This is a genomic window from Marinobacter sp. CHS3-4 (assembly GCF_030053415.1).
GTDB lineage: Bacteria > Pseudomonadota > Gammaproteobacteria > Pseudomonadales > Oleiphilaceae > Marinobacter.
On record NZ_JASGBJ010000001.1, the window covers coordinates 469,576 to 488,806 of the forward strand.

Below are 19,231 nucleotides of genomic sequence, written 5' to 3' on the forward strand. Positions count from 1 at the left end.
GGCTTGCTCACCGGGTTTTTTCGTCCAGCACGGACATCTCCAGCCAGAAAATGGCTCCCTCAGCCGGTTTTGACTCGAAGTCCACAGACCCGTTCATCTGCGTCATCAGTTCGCGGGTAATGGCCAGGCCCAAACCGGTGCCACCTTTCTGGCGTCGGCTGGATCCATCCGCCTGCGAAAACTTTTCAAAAATCTGCGGTCGGAATGCTTCCGGTATACCCTCGCCTTCATCACGAACACACAGCCGGACTCTGCCGTTACGCAACTGTGAGAACACCGTAACCGCGCCGTTGCTCGGTGAGAACTTAATGGCGTTGGATAACAGATTGTTCAGGGCCTGAGTCAGGCGCTGGCGGTCGGTGATGACCCTGACGTCGTGCAGGAATGAGAGCTCTAGCCGAACCTGGCGTTCGCGGGCGTAGTGTCCGATATTCTCCACAGATTCTTTGACCAGATCAGAAAGAATGAGGTTCTCCATCCGGAACTTCATTTTGCCCGCGACCAGTTTGTCGATATCCAGAAGGTCATTGATGATGTGGGTCAGTTGCAGGCTATTGCGGTGCGCAATACCGATCATTCGGGCCATGCTGTCCGGTAGTTGCCCCGTCGCCTGGCTTGTCAGCAGCCCAAGTGATCCGCTGATGGACGTTAGCGGTGTCCGCAGTTCGTGACTGATGGTAGAGATGAACTCGTTCTTCATCGTTTCCACTTTTTTCTGTTCTGATATGTCCTCGGCGATCAACCAGATAACAGGGTCCCTGCTTGTCTCCAGCAGTTTCAGGCCCCGCAAATTTACCGGGGCGACGGTGGTTTCGTCAGTCGGGTAATACACTTCTATATCGCTGATTCGTTGGGACGCACGAAGTCTCTTCTGGAGCGCGAGCGGCTTTTCCAACATAGTACCGTCTCTCTGGAAGCCCTGTTCAAAGAAATCGAGAGTGTCGGCCTTGTGTCCAAACCGCTTGCGGAACTGAGGGTTGGCACGGATAACCCGACCGTTTCTGGCGTTAAAAAGGCCAACGCCGAGGGGCGCAAGTTCAAACAGGCCCCAGAAGCGCAATTGCATTTCACGATCGCGTAACATCAGGTGGGTTAGCCAGAATAATGCGCTGATGATCAGCCCGGCAACCAGTATCAACGATCCTCTGAAAACCAGAGGGTTTTCGGGTGCGGTGGGCCAGCCGTTGGATGGTTCTGCAAAAATCGTCCAGGTGGTTCCGGGCATTCTCAGAGTGCTGGATACGGGGTCTGACCACTCAGTGCTGCGAGGGCCGAAAAAAATGGCTTTCGTATCGGATACGTCGCTGGACGATGCAAGCACGAATCGCAGGTCTCGCCGGTATTCGGCAAGGTTCACCGTGTCGTAGAGTTTATTCAGGTCCAGAATCACCGATACCACGCCCCAGAATTCATCGGTTTCTTTCGTAAAAATCGGAATTCGGCTAGCCAGCCCCTTGCCGCCTTGCACCAGATCGATGGGACCGTTGAAAATAGCTCGACGGCTTTCTTTCAGCGCCTTAACGTCCTCGGGCGGAAGACTCTGACGAGTCAGGTCGAGCCCGATGGCTGCCTCGTTGCCCCTCAGTGGATACACGTGTCGAATAGTCAGGTCAGGAGCCAGGCCGATGTTTTTCAATTCAGGAGCCAGCCGGAACAGTACCGGGGCCAGCTGATTAAATCGGTCGTCGTCTATGTCGGGCTCAATGGCCACGTTAGCGGCCAGCCCCCAGACAGTCTGAACGTTCTGCAAAATCTCGGCCTGCAGGTTCAGAGCTATCTCGTCTACCTGAGTTTGCCAGGCTTGTTTCAGACCATTTCGGTGCTGTTCTGTAATGGCGGCGTCCAGGCTTATCGCGGCAGCAATCACCAGGCCACTGACGCCCAACCGGGAGAGCCAAATTAGAAGGAAGAAGACCGGAGGATCGGATTTTACGCTCATTGACCTTCCTGCGAAGTGGTGTCAGGAGCAAGGTCAATCCAGAAATGCGCTCCGTGATCGTTATAGACGCCAATCTCTCCGCCCAGCAGTGTCGCCAATTCTCTGCAGATGGCCAGCCCCAGCCCGGTACCTTTCGAAGCCCTTTTGGTGCCAGTTTCTGCCTGAGCAAAACGTCGAAAGAGCTGGTGTTTGAATGATTCGGGTACGCCTTCACCCTGATCACTGACGGTCAGTCTGATCTTGCCCTCGTCGGTTCTGGAGGCTACAAGCCGAACCCGCCCACCCGTCGGGGAATACTTGATGGCGTTGCTGATGAAATTGTCGAGGATCTGTCGCAGCCGATGAGCGTCGGTATGGACAACCAGCCCGGGTTCGCAGTCACTCTCCAGCTTTACATTATGCTCCTGGGCCATTGCGTGATTGCCGTTGATGGCCTGAGAGACGATCGGAGCCAGTCTCTGGAATTCCAGCGCCAGTCGGACCTCGCCCGAGTTGAGTTTGTTGAAGTCCAGAAGGTCAGAAATCAGCCGTTGCAAACGCTCGCCATTACGAAGTGCCAGCTTGCTCATATCGGCCGCTTTCTCAGGGAGCTCGCCAAGGGTGCCAGACTCGATCAGTCGCAATGCCCCGTTAATCGAAGTGAGCGGTGTACGCAGCTCGTGGCTGACGTTGGAAATAAAATCCTCCTGCAGTTTGGCAATGGCATCCCGCTCGTCCTGGAGTCGGTTAAAGGCCCGGGCAAGGTTCCTGACCTCTGGCGGTCCGGTTTCTTCAACCCGGGTTGACGAACCGCCGGCAGCAGACATTCTGCCGATTCGACGGGTCATGTTGTTCAGCGGCGCCATGGCAGATCGTGTGACCAGGTAACCGATGGGTAGAACAATCAATACAATCAGAATACTGGCCCAGAGAAACTTGTTGAAGGATTCGGTCGCCGGTGCGTTCGCATACGCCTTCGGGACTGCGCGGATAAAAAGCCAGCCCAGGCGCTCCAGATGGCTGGTGGCGTAGATCATGATGTCGCCATTTTCAGTTTTTACCTCACCAAGCGTGAGCCCGGACAGCGCAGCGTCTATCAGCGGATTTTTCCCAGGGGCAGGCAGGGATTTGATGCCCTCCTCATCCTCTTTCGTTTCCACGTAGAGAAAGTTATCGGTATCAACCACCAGTAACTCAGCCTGCTGTCTCTTGCTGAGCCTGAGCGCGTCCGGAGGAATCAGGTTTGTTTTATTCAGGTTGATGCTGCCTGCCAGAAAACCAAGCAGATCGCCCTCGGCACTTTCGATGGGCGATACGAAGGACAGCAGGGGCACCCCCGTGGTTCGACCGATAATAGGGCGACTGATCGCCGACTGACGGGATTCGATGGCCCTTGCGAAATGGGATCTATCCGCGTAGTTCGTACCTATCCGGTTGGGAACAAAGGTGTCCTCGGCGATAGCGGTGGCATTTTCGTCCAACACCAGAAGGCCGTTGGAAAAGAGCGCTTGAAGCTTGTCTTGGCGTCCGAGGAAAGTTTCTATTTCTTGAATCGGTAACAGTTTTTCTCCGTCTGTCAGCGACGTGCCAAGCGCCTCCAGCAGCGCAATTCGCAGTTGTAGACTTCCACTCACCTGTTCAGAGACTCTTCTAGCCTCATAGGCCTGCCGTTCGGTGAGAATGCTTTCAAAATCTTCGTTGAGAGCACGATAGGCCGTCACCGCGACCGCAATAATGGCTGTCAGGCTGAAACAGACAATGATGACCGCAAGGCGGGAGCCGATCCCAAGAGAAAGCCGAGTCAAAAGAGCCAATCCTACTGGTGGTTACATAAAAAACTTGCTTTCATGGCAGGATAGCCGAAAGTAAAACGAAAGTTTGTTTCATTCAGTACAGTAGTTAAGACGTCATCATGCCCAAACCGGTTAGCAATGAAGTAAGCTCGAAGCTGGAGGCGTTGAAGCAAAAGTTTCTGGACAAGGCTGTTGTTGAATGTGACGCACTGGACGCAATTGCGCAATCCATCACTGACGCAGAAGCCTGCTATGAGCAGTTGGAGCAGGCTTATCGCATTCTGCATCGGCTCGCCGGATCCGCAGGAACCTTTGGGTTCTCTGCCCTGGGCGAGGAAGCAAGACGCCTCGAAGTACAGCTAAAGCCTTTTCTTGATGGGGATTCGCAGACGTCCCCGGTGTTGCCCTCGGACATTAGTCCGGAGCTTAGCCAGCGTTTGTCAGGGCTGAGGGGGTTGTTGCGTCTGGCCGATACGGCCGAACCACAAACAAAGAGCAATTTCCCAACGGCCAGGGTTGAACAGCTGATACTGGTCGTTGATCCAGATCCTGGCAGAGCCACTCAACTGACGTCTGGTCTTTCCCTCTATGGATACCGATTTTCCTGGTTGCCCAGTGTAAAGGAATGGCAACAGCGGCCTGAGAACGTGCCGTCTGCACTGATCATTCGAGATGATGTATTTCTGGCCAGTGGTGGCGAATGCGCAGAACTGTTTCCGGGGCTGCCGATTATTTGCTTGGGAGCCGCCGACTCATACCCGCGAAGATATGCCCTGGCCCGTGAAGGTGCTGAAGCCTTCTTTTGCGACCCTCTGAATCTGCCTTTACTGGCCGATCACCTGGAACGCCTGTTGACCGATCATGCCGATGCGGAGAGCGGTCGGGTCTTGATTGTCGATGACGATCCCGAATTGAGAGAGCATTACCGGCTTGTGCTGACCAATGGCGGGCTGGAAGTGGAAACCGTGACTGGCGACCCTGCCCGACTGTTGTCGGTGCTATCCGCGTTCCGCCCGGATATCGTATTGATGGACGTGCAAATGGGAGAGATCGCTGGCCCCGCGTTGGCTCGCATGCTTCGTTTCGAGCCAGAATGGCTGAGCCTCCCCATTGTCTATCTGTCTGCAGAGCAGGATCGCGAAATCCAGCTGGAGGCGCTGGCAAAGGGCGGCGATGATTTTCTCACCAAGCCTGTGTCAGATTCGTTTCTATTGCGAACCGCAAAGATTCGCTGCTATCGCGCCAAGCAACTCGACAAGCTGGTATCCCGGGATAGCCTGACGGGGCTGTTAAAGCATTCTCTTGTGAAAACCGAGATTTTGAAGGAACACGCCCGCTGCCAGCGACTGAAACATCAGTCAGCGGTCGCCATGCTGGATCTGGATCATTTCAAACAGGTCAATGACAATCAGGGCCATCGGGCGGGTGACCTTGTGATTAAGGGCCTGGCGAACCTGTTGCGTCATCGGCTGCGGAAAACCGACATTATTGGCCGTTACGGTGGGGAAGAATTCATCGTGGCCTTGCCTGAATGCTCTCTGAAACGGGCGGTGACTGTGCTTGAATCGGTCTGTGAAGATTTTGCCAAGATTACGTTCGAGGGCAATTCCGGAGAATTCCACGTCACACTCAGTGTGGGGCTGACGACATTGTCAGCCTACGCCAGTTCTGAAGAGGCTATTGAAGCCGCTGATCAGGCTCTTTATGGGCGTAAACGGGCCGGTAGAAACGGTGTAACGACGGCATCCTGAAGAAGAAGGAAAAGAACGCAATGGCACAGCCTGACACGTTGCAGCGCATACTGCTGGTCGAAGATGAGGAAGATATCCGTGCCGTGGCGGAAGTGGCACTGGAAACGGTCGGTGGTTTCACCTTGAAAACCTGCGCCAGTGGCCGGGATGCCATTGATGCTATAGATGAATTTGCACCCCAGCTCGTGATACTGGACGTGATGATGCCCGGCATGGATGGCCCGGAAACCTTGCAGGCCATTCGCCAGTTGCCGAATCATGAACAGACGCCTGCAGTGTTCATGACCGCCAAAGTTCAGTCCGACGAGGTGGCCAGCTATCTTGCGGAAGGGGCGGTGGCTGTGATCCCCAAACCGTTTGACCCTATGACACTGTCAGACAGGGTCAGGGAAATCTGGCAGAGTTGTTGATCCATCGGTTAAGCTAGCGCCCTTTTAAATTCCAGTACCAGAGGTTTTCCCCATGCCTTCTGACGATTCCCGGGACGAATTGCTCGCCAAGCTCAATCTCGAAACGTCGCAAATCAAGTGGCGCGACCTGCAAACCTACTTCGCCCGTGGCCACGTGGTGAGGGTTTCACCGAACCTGGATCTTCTGGCTGTGGCCGCTGAGCTGGCGGCAGACAACAAAGCAACGTTCGAGCACTGGATGGCCCAGGATCAGGTGGGGCAGGTGACCCCGGACCAGGCCCGTCATTGGTATGAAGAAGACGCCCAACTCTGGGCCGTGGTGATTGCTCCGTGGGTGCTGGTTCAGGATCGGAACAAGCATGTCCTGCACTGACCTGGCGCGCCACCTCCGATGCTGACCGGTGCCCTGCTGATACTGGCTCCCCTGTTTCTTGGATTTGCCATCAGGCTGGAAAACCGCCAGCTGATGACGCTGATCCATCATTCCGTGGAAGCCTTGATTTACCTGATTCTAGGCCTGCTGGGCCTGGGGCTGGGCCAGATGGACGGTCTTTCCCAGCAGTTGGCGGGTATGGCCTTTCAGGTGTCTGCGTTGGTTATTGGTCTGTTGGTGTTCAATCTGCTTGGTCTGTGGTTGTTACATCGTTACCAGCCCATGGTTATCGAAGAGCCCTCTGAATCGGTTTCCCATGGCTACCGGCGATTATTCCTTGCGGGATTGAAGCCCCTGTTGGCGGTGGTTGCTGGCGTTGTGGCTGGTTATTGGCTACTGCCAAAACTTCCCATGACGGAGGATCTGGCCACCGCCCTTCTGATGCTTCTGTTATTGCTGATTGGTCTGCAACTGCGCAATGCCGGCCTCTCACTGCGTCGCCTGTTCCTCAATCGTCACGGAGTCAGCATTGCGCTGGTGTTGGCTGCCAGCTCTCTGGTTGGTGGGCTGGCGTTGGTGCCGGTGCTGGATACGGGTTGGAGTCAGTCCCTGGCGCTGGCCTCCGGGTTCGGGTGGTATTCCTTGTCCGGTATCGTGATTGGCGATGCGCTGGGGCCAGCCTGGGGCGGTGTTGCCTTTCTGAACGATGTCATCCGCGAAATCATCGCATTGGCCATTATCCCGCTGCTGATTGGTCGGCGACCGGGCGTGGCCATCGGTTATGGCGGGGCTACCGCCATGGATTTCACCCTGCCGGTGATTCGAAGCAGTGGCGGCCTTGAATGTGTGCCAGTGGCCATTGCGTCGGGGTTTGTGCTGTCTTTCCTGTCACCCATCCTGATGGCTGTGTTTCTGTCGCTGTCTGCGTAGCAGCCTGAAGGGCAGGGATTCGTTAGGTCAGGAATTTTCTTACGTCGATTTTATACAGCTCAGGATCGACAGAGCGAATGATTCGATCCTGATTGTCTGGCCTGGAGAGGTCAAGCGTGTTGACCGTAATATAAGTCCGGAATTTGGTGTCGTACATGATGCGGACCACCGGCAGTCGCTGATCCTCATCATTGGTTTCAATCACCGCGCCCAGCCTGCCACTTTCCAGTAGCACCAGGGATCCGATGGGGTAGAGCCCGACGCAGCGAATGAACTCACGCACCAGCTTCGGATCCAGATGGTCGCCGCTCCACTCCAGCAGTTTTTTCAATGCCTGGGTGGGCATCATGCCTCTGTGGTAAACGCGGTCTGAGGTGATGGCGTCGTATACATCGGTTATGGCGACCATGCGACCGTATACTGAAATTTCCTCGCCTTTCAAACCTTCCGGATAGCCGGAACCGTCCAGGCGCTCGTGATGCTGGGCAGCGGTGGTAATGGAAAGCTCGCCAATGCCCTCGGTAGCGGCCAGTATGTCCCGAGAGTGTCGGGCGTGGGCTTTCATGACCTCAAATTCTTCCCGTGTCAGCCGGCCCGGCTTGTGAAGAATCTCATCGGGCGTCAGTACCTTGCCAATATCGTGAAGCAGTGCACCCACAATGGTCTGGTGTAATGCATCGGAAGACAGTTTGCGATAGCGGCCAAATAACGACATCAGAACACTCAGGTTAACCGAGTGTTCCAGCAGGTAGTTATCCTTCTCGCGAATGCGACCCAGACAGCTCAGGGCATTGGCGTTGCGGAGCACCGAACTTTGCAATTCGTCGGCGAGTTCGTGAATCGGGGTGACATCAATGGCGGTGCCCAGCTTTACGTCGTTAAGCAGGTTGCCGACCAGCCCCTGAGCCTGGCTATGAATCTGTTGGGCCCGGGCGAACTCTTCAGCGACGGGCACCAACTTCGTGGTACCAGGAGTCAGCTCCCCGGCCTTTTCCAGCTTTTCCTCGTTGCGGCGGTCTACTTCGTGGGCTGGCTCTGAATCCTGGGTGTCCAGACCCTTGGCGGTGTCGATGTAAACGTAGTGAACCCCCATCTGGCGGATTTTCTCGATGGTTTCCTCTTTTTTGATAATACCCCGCTTGCGACGGGTATTGTGAGGTATCCAGTCGTTGTTCAGGTCGGTGATGTACATGCCGACCTTCAGTGCCGATAGGGGAATGCGTTTGATCATGCGTTCGGGAAGAACGTCCTCAGGCTGTTGTTGTAGGTTGAAGTCAAAACCTGGTCCAACGGCAGCTCTTTCACTTCCGCTATTTTTTCCGCCACAAACGGGATATAGAAAGGCGCGTTTTCCTTGCCACGATAGGGAACCGGCGCCAGGAAGGGCGAGTCGGTTTCCAACAAAATCTGGCCGATCGGTGTCATTCGCACGATATCCCGAACGTTTTCAGCTTTGTTAAAGGTGGTGATGCCGTTAAAGCCAAGGCACCAGCCTTCACTCAGCGCATACTCGGCCAGTCCTGGTCCGGAAGTGAAGCTGTGAATCACTCCCCGGCGTTTCAGCGGGCCTTCGAATTCTTTCAATATCTGAATGGTGTCGTCGTCGGCATCACGGCTGTGAATCACCACTGGGCGGTCGCTGTCACTGGCAATCTGCAGCTGACGGCGGAAAACGTCTCGCTGCACGTCTCTGTCTGCGTTGTCGTAGAAATAGTCCAGGCCGATCTCGCCAACGGCAACAATCTTGTCATCCGTGGCATGGGCGCGGATTTCCTCTTCGGCCTCATCAGAATAGGATTCTGCATCGTGAGGGTGCACGCCCTGCGTGCCATAGACCCAGGGTGCTTTCTGGCTCAGTTCCCGCACCTTCCCGAGGTTATCCGGAGAGACTGCAATGGTGATCACCCGTTCGATGTTGACTCGTTGCATTTCTGCCAGGGTGTCCTCAAGCGGACGCTCCTTGAGATAATCAAGATGACAGTGAGTTTCGATAATCGGATGATCGAAGATCGGGATTTCACGACGCTTCTTGCTCATGGTCGGCGACTGCACTCCATCGCAACCAGTCAGTTGGCTGCTATCTTGAGAATTTAAGCTTAGAGTGTATCAGCTTGTTCAATGGTTGGCCTGCATGGCCATGATAGGGGGTCTGAATGGAATGGACTGACTTCGCCAGACGCTGGGTATTCGATCCGCAAAAGCCGAAGTTCAACAACTACCCGAGACAATTGGATAGCAAGGCAGAGCTGCCGGAGCTGGAGGCCAGTCTGGAGGATATTGGCGAGTTTCAGCGCAGGCTCTGGGCCAATCGTAAAAAGGCACTACTGATTCTGGTTCAGGGGCCTGACACCAGTGGCAAAGACAGCCTGATTCGGACGTTGGCGACGTATACGGACCCGGCTGGCTTCCATGCCTGGTCATTCGGGCGACCCCAGGGAGCGGAGGCACGGCACGACTTCCTTTGGCGAGTGACCCCTGTACTGCCGGGGTTTGGCGAGATGGTGGCTTTCAATCGAAGTCACCATGAGGCGGTCATTGCCGAGCGCGTTTGGCCTTTGCACGACCCCGCAAGCTATGACTGGAACAGTCGGTATCGTTCAATCCGGGAATTTGAACGCCATCTGGTCAGCGAGGGGACCGTGCTCATCAAAGTCTGGTTAAACCTTTCGGAAGAGGAGCACCGTCGGCGACTGCTGAAGCGCCTGGACAAACCCCGTAAACGGTGGAAGTTCGATGCAGCTGACATCGAAGGCTGGAAGCAGCGCAAACACTACGAGGCCTATGCCGAGGAAGCCGTTGCGGCTACTCACGAAAATCATGCACCCTGGTTGATCGTGCCCGGCGATAGCAAACCCCAGGCGCGCGCGGTGGTTGCCGGATTGGTGGCAGACACGCTCAAGCAATTGGCCCCGGATTACCCCGAGGAACAGCCAGAAATACTGGAGAAATACCGCCAGTTACTGGCAGAAAATGGCGTCGGCTAAGGAGTCGTTCATGCGCGTAGTCGTAATTGGTGGGGGAGTCGTCGGTGTCACGACCGCCTATGAGCTGAACCGTCGCGGTCATCAGGTCACCGTTGTGGAACGCCACGGCGAACCCGGGCGCGAGACCAGTATGGGCAATGCCGCACAGCGTTCCTATGCGGTGGTCTATCCCTGGGCCGATCCGGCCATGATTGCAAAGGCCATTCCCTGGTTGCTCAGCCCCGACGGCCCTCTGAAGATGAAAATGCCGCCGTCGCTGACCACTCTGAGATTCCTGATATCGACATTACGTTACGCCTGGTCGCCCGGCCTGTTTGGCCTGAACAAGCGGGCCATGGTGCGTCTTGGCATGCATAGCCGAACCCGGTTCGAGGCCCTGGAAGCCGATTGCTCCCTGAATTTTGATGGCGGCCATCGAGGGCTGTTGCACCTTGCCAGCACGCCAGAAGCCATGGAGGGTTATCGCAAAACCCAGTCGCTGTTGAACGAATTGGGCATCCCCTCGCGGCTGCTTGATTCCGTCGAGGCCAGGGAATCTGAACCCGCCCTGTCAGGCGCTAGCCCTTTGTTCGGCGCTCTGAGCTACGACACGGACGGTACAGGCGACTGCCATATGTTCAGTCAGTCGCTGGCGGCCGTCTGCAAGGAACGTGGGGTGGAATTCCGGTGTCATTCAGAAGCCCATCACTTGATTGGTGACGCCCAGCGAATTCACGCGGTTTCTGTGCGAGACCGTGATGGCAAGTCAGACACCCTCGAGGCGGATGCGTTTGTCATCAGCGCGGGCTGTTGGTCCGGCGAACTGGTGCGGCCCTTTGGAATGAAGCTGCCGATTTACCCGGTCAAAGGCTACTGCCTGACCGCGCCGTTGATTGACCCGAACCGGGCACCGGTCTCGACTGTTATGGACGACCAGCTCAAAGTGGTGTCTACCCGGCTGGGCAACCGGTTGCGGGCGTCAGGCTTTGTTGAGCTGTCGGGCTTTAACCGGGAGATTCCCGAGTCGCGATTGGCCACCATCCGAAAATCGGTGCAGTCCCGTTTTCCGGATTGCGCAGACCTTGATGCGGCTGAAACCTGGACGGGATTCCGCCCCATGACGCCAGACGGCCCGGCCGTGATCGGGCGGGGGCCCCGGCAGAACCTTTATCTGAACACGGCTCACGGGACCTTCGGCTGGACCATGTCGCTTGGCAGCGCCCATCTGATCGCCCAGGTGATGGAAGACGAGCAAATGGACATCTGTCTGGACCCGTTCAGGCCGACCCGGTTTCAGGAGTAAGCGTTGTCTGATTCCTGGTACGCCGGTCGATGGTGGCAACTGAACGACTGGCTGTTGGATCACAGGCCCCTATGGCAGCCGACCCCGTTCACTGACCCTGTCCCCGAATGGACTCGACAATGGCCGGATATGGCGGATCGCATTGCGCGCATGAGCGATGAAGACTGCCAGCGGTTTGAATCCGATCCCGTGGCTCTGTCCCGGGAATTGGCCGCTCTGATGCCTTCACTGGCAACCTTGCCAGAGCTGACGGATGTGCCGGTCTTTTCGGGTGATGAAGATGGCTGCACCTTGCCTGAAACCCGCGCCCACGATATGCCAGGCCGCAAGCGCCTGCAGTCCGGCGCTTTTGCCAGCGCCGTCCGCCCCCTGAACTCAACGGTTGTTGACTGGTGTTGCGGCAAAGGACATCTGGCGCGCACCTTGTTGCCTTTCAGCGACCATCCCGTGCAGGGATTGGAATGGAACCCCGCCCTGGTCAACGACGGCAACAGACTGGCACAGAAGTTCGGTGATTCGGTCACCTTGCGCTGTCAGGACGTGATGGCGAACGACCTCCATCTGCCGGGTGATGCCCATGCCGTTGCGCTGCATGCCTGTGGCGATCTGCATCGCCGGTTGCTCAGCAGAGCAGCCAACCAGCGATTACCTCGAGTGAGTATTGCGCCCTGTTGTTTTCACCTTTCTGCCAGTAACGACTACCGGCCGCTGTCTGAATTTGCACGCCACCAGTTGAAAGGCCTAGCGTTGACCAAAGCGGATTTGAAACTGGCAGTGGAAGAAACCGTGACTGCACCGGCAAGGGTTCGCGACCAGGTGAATACATTCAGTCAGTGGCGGCTGGGCTTCGATGGTTTGCAACGATCACTGCGGGGGGTGGACGAATATTTGCCAGTGCCTTCTCATCCCGGCTGGGTCGGTCGGGGAGACTTTCGCCAGTTCTGTTAATGGGCCGCGGGCAAGAAACATCTGACATTACCGGAGCGGGTGGATTTTGATACCTGGCTAGCGTTTGGCGCACAGCGATTGGAGCAGGTTCGGCGCCATGAGTTGGTTCGTCATCTGTTTCGACGACCTTTGGAGCTATGGCTGGTGCTGGATTATGCCGTGTTTCTGGAAGAGCAGGGCTTTCGAGTGCGACTGGGTACGTTTTGTGAGCGGGCCCTGACACCGAGAAATCTGCTGATTGACGCGGTGTATGTCGGTTAGTGGTAACAAACACAGGATCGCTGGGTTATTGGGAGGCAGTGCGTTGAGTTTGTAATCTGCAAGATCGGGTTTTAAACAAAAGCGGACATTCCTGGCCTGCTGTATCTCATTTGCATAAACGCGCACAAATAACACGCATGCACACATTTCACAGAACTGGGAACCCGAAAATCGCCCGAGATAGAGCGGTAAGGGTCTGAAAAATCGTGGTTATTCGGGTTGTGAATCAGGTTTGGACGGGATGGTGTCGTTGCGGTTTAATACGAACTCAAACTAATAAGCTGTTATACGATTAATACAAGGAGAGTGAAGTGGTTACCTGTTATTTGCGGTACGTGATTGATCCATACAAGCTCAAGGAATTTGAGCATTACTCGAAGTTGTGGATACCTTTGGTCAATAAGTTTGGTGGGCAACACCACGGTTATTTCCTGCCCTCGGAAGGCGCTAACGATGTTGCGCTGGCCTTGTTCACTTTCCCAAGCTTTGCAGAGTACGAGCAGTACAGGAAAGACTCCTTCAATGATCCTGACTGTATTGCGGCCTTCAAATATGCGGAAGAAACTCGCTGTATTCTCAACTACGAGCGCAGTTTTTTTCGGCCACTTTTCGAGTAATCGTATAACAAGTGCATTAAGCTTGTTCCGGCCCTAGGGCCTCCACCGGACGGCCTTTTCAGGCCGCCGCTTATGCAGGCGTTAAACACTTATGAGAACCATAGCGCTCCTAATCCTCCTGATCTCAGTTCTACCGGCATTTGCTGATAGTCCCTCAGAGCTGTGCGCGACTGTTGGGGACTGTAGAAAGAGAATTCATAGTACTGTCACTGACAATTGGAAGCTTTCGGAGGTTTTCTCGGTTGCTGGCATAGTAAAAGTTAAGGTCATTTTGAGCACCCAAATGACTGGTAGAATTGAAGGCATTAAAATCATGGAGAGTAGCGGGAGTGTGTTGTTCGACGAAACAGCGATAGATGCGGTTGAAGCAACAGGCCCGTTTGTCGCTCTAGGCGGACTCGAGAGCGAAGACTATCGAGAATCTTTTCGTGAATTCATCATCCAGTTTGAGGCTGATGGACCTTCCGTGCCGGATGAAGGTCTTAGCGACGAAGAATTCCTCAAGTTATTACCGTCGTATAGCGGCAATAGCGAGTAGCAACTCTGTTTAACATTGGCGTTATGCAATACGTTCGTCTTGACGTACGTACCTATAGGCGTACACTTGATTAAAAGTTAAACACGCAAGAGGTGCGTCATGACCGGAATCACAGCTACTGAGGCGCGCAGCAACCTTTATCGGTTGATTGACGAGACCGCCGAGTCCCACCAACCAATCGTCATCATGGGTAAGAGGAACAAAGCTGTTCTGGTATCCGAAGAAGACTGGTCTGCTATTCAGGAAACACTTTACCTGCTCTCCGTACCCGGTATGCGGGAGTCTATTCGGGAAGGGATGGATACCCCCGTGGGTGCATGCGATGAGGAACTGGACTGGTGACATGGAAGTTGGTTTACACCAAGCAGGCCCAGAAAGATGCAAAAAAGCTGGCCTCCAGCGGCCTCAAACAAAAAGCCCAGGAACTGTTAGCGCTAATAGCGGAAGATCCTTACCGCAAGCCGCCTCCGTTTGAGAAGCTAATTGGTGATCTTGTGGGGGCCTATTCGCGCCGCATTAATATTCAGCATCGCTTGGTCTACCAAGTACTGGAGGACGAGCAAGTGGTAAAAGTCCTCAGACTCTGGAGCCACTACGAATAATGCATAACCAGCCGCTGTTGCCGGACAATTTTTCCGCCGCTTCGCGGTTCCAAAATAGCTGCAAAGCTCCGCGTTAAGATGCAGAAAACCAGATGAAATTGATTGAATCCAATTCTGATTTTCTTGTTGTCTCTATCGGTCTCGTTGCGGTTGTTACTGTAGCTGGACTGTTTGCCATTGCACTACCGGATCTCGCCCATCATCTCCTCTTGATCATATCTGGCACCTTGATTCTTGCCGGAGGGCTAAAAGTAAAACATTACTCTGAAAAGAAAAACTGGATTCAATCGAAGGCCGTTTTGCGCTCGGTAGAGGAGAGTCAAAAGGGGATCATGGAATCTCAGTATGGGCCAAAAAGAAGGTATCTTTACCCGGAAGTAAAGTATGAATATAGCCACCATGGGCAGAACTATATGAACACCGTGGTGGCTGACTCTATCAAGGATGTTTGGGTTCCGGAGATCAACGCGTTTGGTGATAAAACGCCTGATGCCAAGAAAATATGGCAAGACTGGGTGTGTGGGTCAGAGGTGCCGGTCTATATCAATCCTCAAGATCCTCACCAATCGGTTTTGATCAGTCGCCCAAGTAAGAAGAGAAAATCACATTTATTCGCGCTTATCGTCTCCGGGCTTTTGGTCTTTTTGGTTTGGGCAGCGATAGTCGTGACAACTTAACCAGTGGGTGAAACTGACCGGTGCAACGCTGCGATCCGTCCCTGGTAGGCTTTCATCCGACTCCAGCTCCCCGCTATCAAGGCCTCCATAGATATATCTTTTCATGGGTCTGATGCCAACAGCAGCCTCCGCGATCAGATCTACCGCAACACCCGGCTGACCTACGTTTATCTCAAAATGCTGCGGCGTCACGACGTTTCTTGCGCTTTCAAACGGTGGTTAATGCAAGTTCGACAAGCTGGATAAATTTTATCCAATAAAGCTTGCTTATCGAAGGAAACGGTCAACACTCAGTGAGATCGTTCTGGAGTATGTGGCGATCTCTGAACGCGCCGGACAGAACCATGACCTGACATTTTGAAAGGAACACGGCGCGCTACAACCTGTATACAAGGAGAGTTCCAATGAAAATAAGATCGACTCTGCTAGTCGGTTCCCTGTGCCTGACGCTCGCAAGCGCCCTGGTCTGGGCTCACGACGACAGTTCCTCAGACGGCAGTAAAGCTGACAACAAACACCTCTTGCACGATACCCCCAACCCTGACGGTCACATACCGAGCAACGTGAATTACGGTTTCTCGGTGGTTGGTCATGATGCGCTGGGTGGTCTGGCAGATAGCAAGTACACCGATGTCTGGGCCTATGGTGGATATGCCTATGTCGGAACTTTTGAAGAGCCTACCTGTGACCGGTCTGGCGTTTATATTTCCGACATCAGAGACCCGGCGAATCCAACCACCATTGGCATGATCAAATCGCCACCCAACACCCGGATCAATGACGTCAAAGTCCATCAGGTTGGTGCTAAAACCGTGCTCATTCATTCCCTTGAACCCTGCGGTCCGCTGGTGGGCAATGGTCTGGCCGTGGGTGGCGGCAACGGCGGCAAGCAGCAGGGACAGGGCGGCATTTCGCTCTGGGACGTGACCGATCCAACCATGCCCCATGCACTGAAACAGAACTTTCTGGACACCCCCGTCCACAATACCTTTGCCTGGACAACCGCGACCGGCGAAACCTTCCTGATGATCGTCGACGATATCAACGTTGACGACGTCATCATTGCTGACATCACCAAGCCACAGGCCCCGAAAAAAATCGCTACCACCGGCATCGGAACCTGGCTCCAGACCAATCCTGAAGTGGCGGCCGATGGGCAGCTATTTACGGGGGTCTTCGCTGCACCCCTGCTGCACGACATCTGGGTCAACGATATGGACCCCGGTCCCGGCGAGGACTGGCATGCGGTGCTGTCATATTGGGACGCGGGATTTATCATTCTGGACGTGAATGATCCTGCCAATCCGATTTTCCTCGGAGACTCGACCTATCCGGACGTCGACCCGGTTCTGGGCATCAGCCCATCCGAGGGTAATGCGCACGCGGCTGTTTTCGGCGGCGTTGAATTCGACAAAATTTTCGGCGGCGATGAGGACTTCGACGCATTCTTCACAGCCGTCATTGTTGGCAGTAACGAATATCCGGCCTCCCAGGGCAGCGATGTACCTCAAGTGGGTCCAGGCGCGGCGATCGAGAGCGTCACCGGTGATACAGTTTATGTTGGTCTTGCCTGTGGTGACCCGATTCCAAGCGCTGCGGCTACCGGGGCAAGCATTGCTGTTATCGAGCGCGGCGTTTGCGCCTTTACGACCAAGGCTCAGACCGTCGAGGCCGCCGGGTACTCCGCCGGTATTGTGTTTAACGGGGTAGCACCAGACCGCTGTGAGGCGTCTGTTTCGATGCTGGTAGAAGCGGGCATTCCGATGGTGTTCGTGCCTCGCTCCTCGGGCTTCGGCATTCTTGGAATTGACGGCTATGACCCTGCCCAATGTGGGGCTGACGATGGCACCAATCCGGCTTTACCGGCCATCGGGACACCTGGCATTGCGAGCACCATCGGCGCGGCCTTCGATGGTTGGGGCTATCTGCATGTGCTGAACAACAGGCAGGAAAACGTCACCGTCCCGGTAGGTATGGGCGACGGCGCGCAGGATCCGGTCACCGTGGGCTATCTGGGCGAAATCGGCTACTACGCGCCGGCTGAGCTTGCTGATCCAGCACTGGCTACGGGCGCTGGCGATCTGACCATGCACAATCTGGAAATCGATCCTCAGCAACCAAACCGGGTATTCATATCCTGGTACTCACTGGGCATGAGAGCCGTCGAGTGGCGTCCTGGCCACTTCCATACCAACGCGCTGGGAGAAGGCGTAGTGTCGTGGAACATGCATGAGGTGGGACGCTTTATTGCCGGTGAGGACCTTGGCGAATTGGCGGGCTCCAACTTCTGGGGTGTAACGGTAACCGAAGTGAACGGTGAGCAGTTCATTCTGGGCTCTGACCGCAGCACTGGACTGTGGATATTCAAGTGGGAATGTGAAAACGCAACAAGCACGTTGTACTGCGACGCGCCCACACCCTAATCACGCAAAAGCAACCAGTGAAAAATAAAAGGGGGCGTAAGCCCCCTTTTGTTGCCTTGGACCGAATCCAGCAGGCCATCAAGGAGAACCATAGAGGTTTCCCTTGCCCCTTTAGCGGCCGCTTCGCGATCCAAGATATCCAGCATTGAGATCCACGATTGCCGCTCAAGGTTTGCGATAGACCACTTCTTCCACAAAGCCATCCTGAAAATAATCGTAGGTCAGTTCGTAAAGGGCGCGCTCGCTTCCTTCAATTCGTTCGCATTGGAGGCGGCTGATTCCGTTTCCGTCGGTGCTGGCAGGTTCTGGCCAAGATTGTTTTCATCCTTAAGCCTCCCCCTCTGTCAGCGTTTTTGTTGGCTGGAATGAAAAGAGGCGCCGTCTGGCGCCTCTTGTTTTACACAGCTTCAAGGGTTGGCAATTTACCTTGCCATCTGGAAGCGCGCTTCCACCCGGCGGTTTTCAGCGCGGCCCGCCGCCGTGTCGTTGCTGGCAACAGGTTCCGCTTCACCGTAGCCAACAGAGCTGACGCGGTCAGCGCTGATGCCCAGAGGCCCTGTCAGACGGGCCGCCACGGCGTCAGCGCGGCGCTGCGACAGGAACCGGTTGTAGTCGTCATCACCGCGGCTGTCGCTGTGACCGGCGATTTCCACGGAAGTTTCCGGGTTCTCGCGCATGAAATCCGCCACGCGCTGAATCTCGCTGTCGAAGCGGTTGCCGATCACCGAGCTGTTGGTCGGGAAAGTTACGTTCAGCTCAATCGTTCTGACGGTCTCGGTTTCACCGGTACAGCCAGTGGCGTCAACGGTCTCACCCGCCCCGGTGCCGGGGCATTGATCCTTGCTGTTCACCACGCCGTCATTGTCTTCATCCAGCTCACAGCCGCGGCTGTTCACACTGGCACCCGCCGGCGTAGAGGTGCACTGGTCGCGGCTGTCGGCAACACCGTCGTTGTCGCTGTCAGGTTCACAACCTGCGTTATTAACGTTCGTTCCGAACGGTGTTCCAGGGCACTGATCACGATTGTCCGGCACGCCATCCTTGTCAGAATCTGAAGGCTGGCTTGGTTCAGACGTTGGTGTTCTGTCCGCAACGGTACGGTTGAACGCGAAGCTGAGGCCCAGCGATACCTGGGTGTCAAAAGTGCTGTCTTCCGGGCCATGGAACTGGCGCAGGTCGCCACGAATGGAAATGCCTTCGCTCATGTTGTAACGGAAACCACCGCCGGCGTTGATCCGGGTTTCGTCGTGGGCAGAACCCAATGTTCCAAGATCGCGCTGGCCCTTACCAAAATCGGTCGTGCCAGCGCCCAGGGCGATATACGGATTCCAGGTTTCCTCCTGCGGCGCGAAGTAGTAGATCGCATCCAGATGGAAGTCTTCATATTCGCTGGAGCCGCCAACGTATTTCTGGCCAATGCTGTCGGAGGCGTATACACCTTCCAATGCCCAGTGAGGCGTAAAGCGATATTCAACGCCGGCACCGGTGATGCCGTCTTCTTTCAGGTCGCGCTGGTCATCAAACAGCTGATAGGCGATAAAAGGGTTGATGTAAACGGTTTGCCGTAACTCATCACCCACCGCCGGAGCGGCCAGGGTGGCAGCCAGGGCTGTCAGTGTCAGCGAGCGCATGACGTTCATGCGTGACCTCCTTATCTTGAAGGAAAATTTGGTTGTAGTAATGGGTGGTACGGTTATGAGCCACGCCGGATGAGTGGAATTTAC

19 protein-coding genes are annotated in these 19,231 nt (G+C 55.2%); 14 read left to right on the plus strand and 5 right to left on the minus strand.

The features are described 5' to 3' along the window. Window positions 1–7 precede the first annotated feature (7 nt). Together QLQ17_RS02145 and QLQ17_RS02150 are read right to left on the minus strand one after the other, a co-directional pair. Entirely contained in the window at window positions 8–1,939 is a 1,932-nt protein-coding gene (locus tag QLQ17_RS02145; protein WP_283207890.1) for an ATP-binding protein, read from the minus strand. Next, window positions 1,936–3,723, minus strand: coding sequence for a sensor histidine kinase (locus QLQ17_RS02150; RefSeq protein WP_283207891.1), 1,788 nt, complete (start codon window positions 3,721–3,723; stop codon window positions 1,936–1,938). The genes QLQ17_RS02145 and QLQ17_RS02150 overlap by 4 nt, the downstream gene beginning before the upstream one ends. Before the next feature lie 107 nt (window positions 3,724–3,830). Here QLQ17_RS02150 and QLQ17_RS02155 point away from each other — a divergent pair, with 107 nt between their 5' ends. The 4 genes from QLQ17_RS02155 to QLQ17_RS02170 are packed head-to-tail and all read left to right on the plus strand — an operon-like array spanning window position 3,831 to window position 7,175. Beyond that, the gene (locus tag QLQ17_RS02155) at window positions 3,831–5,462 is read left to right on the plus strand and encodes a diguanylate cyclase (protein ID WP_283207892.1); all 1,632 of its coding nucleotides are present in this window, start codon (window positions 3,831–3,833) and stop codon (window positions 5,460–5,462) included. A gap of 20 nt (window positions 5,463–5,482) precedes the next feature. Beyond that, window positions 5,483–5,872, plus strand: a complete 390-nt coding sequence (locus QLQ17_RS02160; RefSeq protein ID WP_283207893.1) for a response regulator — start codon at window positions 5,483–5,485, stop codon at window positions 5,870–5,872. Between the two features lie 52 nt (window positions 5,873–5,924). Further along, the gene (locus QLQ17_RS02165) at window positions 5,925–6,245 is read left to right on the plus strand and encodes a DUF2288 family protein (protein ID WP_283207894.1); all 321 of its coding nucleotides are present in this window, start codon (window positions 5,925–5,927) and stop codon (window positions 6,243–6,245) included. An 18-nt stretch (window positions 6,246–6,263) separates the two neighbouring features. Next, complete coding sequence (locus QLQ17_RS02170; RefSeq protein WP_283207895.1) at window positions 6,264–7,175, plus strand: LysO family transporter; 912 nt, start codon at window positions 6,264–6,266, stop codon at window positions 7,173–7,175. Window positions 7,176–7,197: 22 nt separating this feature from the next. Here the strand turns inward: QLQ17_RS02170 and QLQ17_RS02175 are convergent, their stop codons facing one another. Then, window positions 7,198–8,406, minus strand: coding sequence for a cyclic di-GMP phosphodiesterase (locus QLQ17_RS02175; protein ID WP_283207896.1), 1,209 nt, complete (start codon window positions 8,404–8,406; stop codon window positions 7,198–7,200). Beyond that, window positions 8,403–9,212 carry a TatD family hydrolase gene (locus QLQ17_RS02180; protein WP_283207897.1) on the minus strand — a complete coding sequence of 270 codons (810 nt, stop codon included), beginning with the start codon at window positions 9,210–9,212 and terminating at the stop codon, window positions 8,403–8,405. Before QLQ17_RS02180 ends, QLQ17_RS02175 begins: the two co-directional genes overlap by 4 nt. A gap of 116 nt (window positions 9,213–9,328) precedes the next feature. Between QLQ17_RS02180 and QLQ17_RS02185 the strand changes: the two genes are divergently transcribed. The 10 genes from QLQ17_RS02185 to QLQ17_RS02230 all read left to right on the plus strand — a co-directional run bounded on the left by QLQ17_RS02185 (window position 9,329) and on the right by QLQ17_RS02230 (window position 17,507). Next, a complete protein-coding gene (locus tag QLQ17_RS02185) occupies window positions 9,329–10,159 on the plus strand; it encodes a polyphosphate kinase 2 family protein (RefSeq protein WP_283207898.1) in 831 nt (276 codons plus the stop codon). Window positions 10,160–10,169: 10 nt separating this feature from the next. Further along, a complete protein-coding gene (locus QLQ17_RS02190) occupies window positions 10,170–11,441 on the plus strand; it encodes a D-amino acid dehydrogenase (RefSeq protein WP_283207899.1) in 1,272 nt (423 codons plus the stop codon). A gap of 3 nt (window positions 11,442–11,444) precedes the next feature. Further along, window positions 11,445–12,389, plus strand: coding sequence for a methyltransferase (locus QLQ17_RS02195; protein ID WP_283207900.1), 945 nt, complete (start codon window positions 11,445–11,447; stop codon window positions 12,387–12,389). Window positions 12,390–12,428: 39 nt separating this feature from the next. Continuing rightward, a complete protein-coding gene (locus tag QLQ17_RS02200) occupies window positions 12,429–12,650 on the plus strand; it encodes a hypothetical protein (RefSeq protein WP_283207901.1) in 222 nt (73 codons plus the stop codon). Between the two features lie 311 nt (window positions 12,651–12,961). Further along, window positions 12,962–13,267 (plus strand): NIPSNAP family protein, encoded by a 306-nt coding sequence (locus QLQ17_RS02205; RefSeq protein ID WP_283207902.1) that lies wholly within the window; start codon window positions 12,962–12,964, stop codon window positions 13,265–13,267. A 91-nt stretch (window positions 13,268–13,358) separates the two neighbouring features. Continuing rightward, on the plus strand, window positions 13,359–13,805 hold the full coding sequence (locus QLQ17_RS02210) for a TonB C-terminal domain-containing protein (RefSeq protein WP_283207903.1): 447 nt from the start codon (window positions 13,359–13,361) through the stop codon (window positions 13,803–13,805). Between the two features lie 99 nt (window positions 13,806–13,904). Next, entirely contained in the window at window positions 13,905–14,147 is a 243-nt protein-coding gene (locus tag QLQ17_RS02215) for a type II toxin-antitoxin system Phd/YefM family antitoxin (protein ID WP_283207904.1), read from the plus strand. Next, window positions 14,144–14,407, plus strand: a complete 264-nt coding sequence (locus QLQ17_RS02220) for a Txe/YoeB family addiction module toxin (protein ID WP_283207905.1) — start codon at window positions 14,144–14,146, stop codon at window positions 14,405–14,407. The genes QLQ17_RS02215 and QLQ17_RS02220 overlap by 4 nt, the downstream gene beginning before the upstream one ends. A 92-nt stretch (window positions 14,408–14,499) precedes the next feature. Then, window positions 14,500–15,084 carry a DUF3592 domain-containing protein gene (locus QLQ17_RS02225; protein WP_283207906.1) on the plus strand — a complete coding sequence of 195 codons (585 nt, stop codon included), beginning with the start codon at window positions 14,500–14,502 and terminating at the stop codon, window positions 15,082–15,084. A 404-nt stretch (window positions 15,085–15,488) separates the two neighbouring features. After that, the gene (locus QLQ17_RS02230; RefSeq protein WP_283207907.1) at window positions 15,489–17,507 is read left to right on the plus strand and encodes a PA domain-containing protein; all 2,019 of its coding nucleotides are present in this window, start codon (window positions 15,489–15,491) and stop codon (window positions 17,505–17,507) included. A gap of 422 nt (window positions 17,508–17,929) precedes the next feature. Here QLQ17_RS02230 and QLQ17_RS02235 read toward each other — a convergent pair whose 3' ends face one another. Next, window positions 17,930–19,147 (minus strand): OmpA family protein, encoded by a 1,218-nt coding sequence (locus QLQ17_RS02235; protein ID WP_283207908.1) that lies wholly within the window; start codon window positions 19,145–19,147, stop codon window positions 17,930–17,932. Window positions 19,148–19,231: the final 84 nt, after the last annotated feature.

Bases quoted from the DNA above. Each gene is read 5' to 3' on its own strand.
- QLQ17_RS02145 (WP_283207890.1), bottom strand. From the start codon at position 1,939: ATGAGCGTAAAATCCGATCCTCCGGTCTTCTTCCTTCTAATTTGGCTC.
- QLQ17_RS02155 (WP_283207892.1), top strand. From the start codon at position 3,831: ATGCCCAAACCGGTTAGCAATGAAGTAAGCTCGAAGCTGGAGGCGTTG.
- QLQ17_RS02160 (WP_283207893.1), top strand. From the start codon at position 5,483: ATGGCACAGCCTGACACGTTGCAGCGCATACTGCTGGTCGAAGATGAG.
- QLQ17_RS02165 (WP_283207894.1), top strand. From the start codon at position 5,925: ATGCCTTCTGACGATTCCCGGGACGAATTGCTCGCCAAGCTCAATCTC.
- QLQ17_RS02170 (WP_283207895.1), top strand. From the start codon at position 6,264: ATGCTGACCGGTGCCCTGCTGATACTGGCTCCCCTGTTTCTTGGATTT.
- QLQ17_RS02175 (WP_283207896.1), bottom strand. From the start codon at position 8,406: ATGATCAAACGCATTCCCCTATCGGCACTGAAGGTCGGCATGTACATC.
- QLQ17_RS02180 (WP_283207897.1), bottom strand. From the start codon at position 9,212: ATGAGCAAGAAGCGTCGTGAAATCCCGATCTTCGATCATCCGATTATC.
- QLQ17_RS02185 (WP_283207898.1), top strand. From the start codon at position 9,329: ATGGAATGGACTGACTTCGCCAGACGCTGGGTATTCGATCCGCAAAAG.
- QLQ17_RS02190 (WP_283207899.1), top strand. From the start codon at position 10,170: ATGCGCGTAGTCGTAATTGGTGGGGGAGTCGTCGGTGTCACGACCGCC.
- QLQ17_RS02210 (WP_283207903.1), top strand. From the start codon at position 13,359: ATGAGAACCATAGCGCTCCTAATCCTCCTGATCTCAGTTCTACCGGCA.
- QLQ17_RS02215 (WP_283207904.1), top strand. From the start codon at position 13,905: ATGACCGGAATCACAGCTACTGAGGCGCGCAGCAACCTTTATCGGTTG.
- QLQ17_RS02225 (WP_283207906.1), top strand. From the start codon at position 14,500: ATGAAATTGATTGAATCCAATTCTGATTTTCTTGTTGTCTCTATCGGT.
- QLQ17_RS02230 (WP_283207907.1), top strand. From the start codon at position 15,489: ATGAAAATAAGATCGACTCTGCTAGTCGGTTCCCTGTGCCTGACGCTC.
- QLQ17_RS02235 (WP_283207908.1), bottom strand. From the start codon at position 19,147: ATGAACGTCATGCGCTCGCTGACACTGACAGCCCTGGCTGCCACCCTG.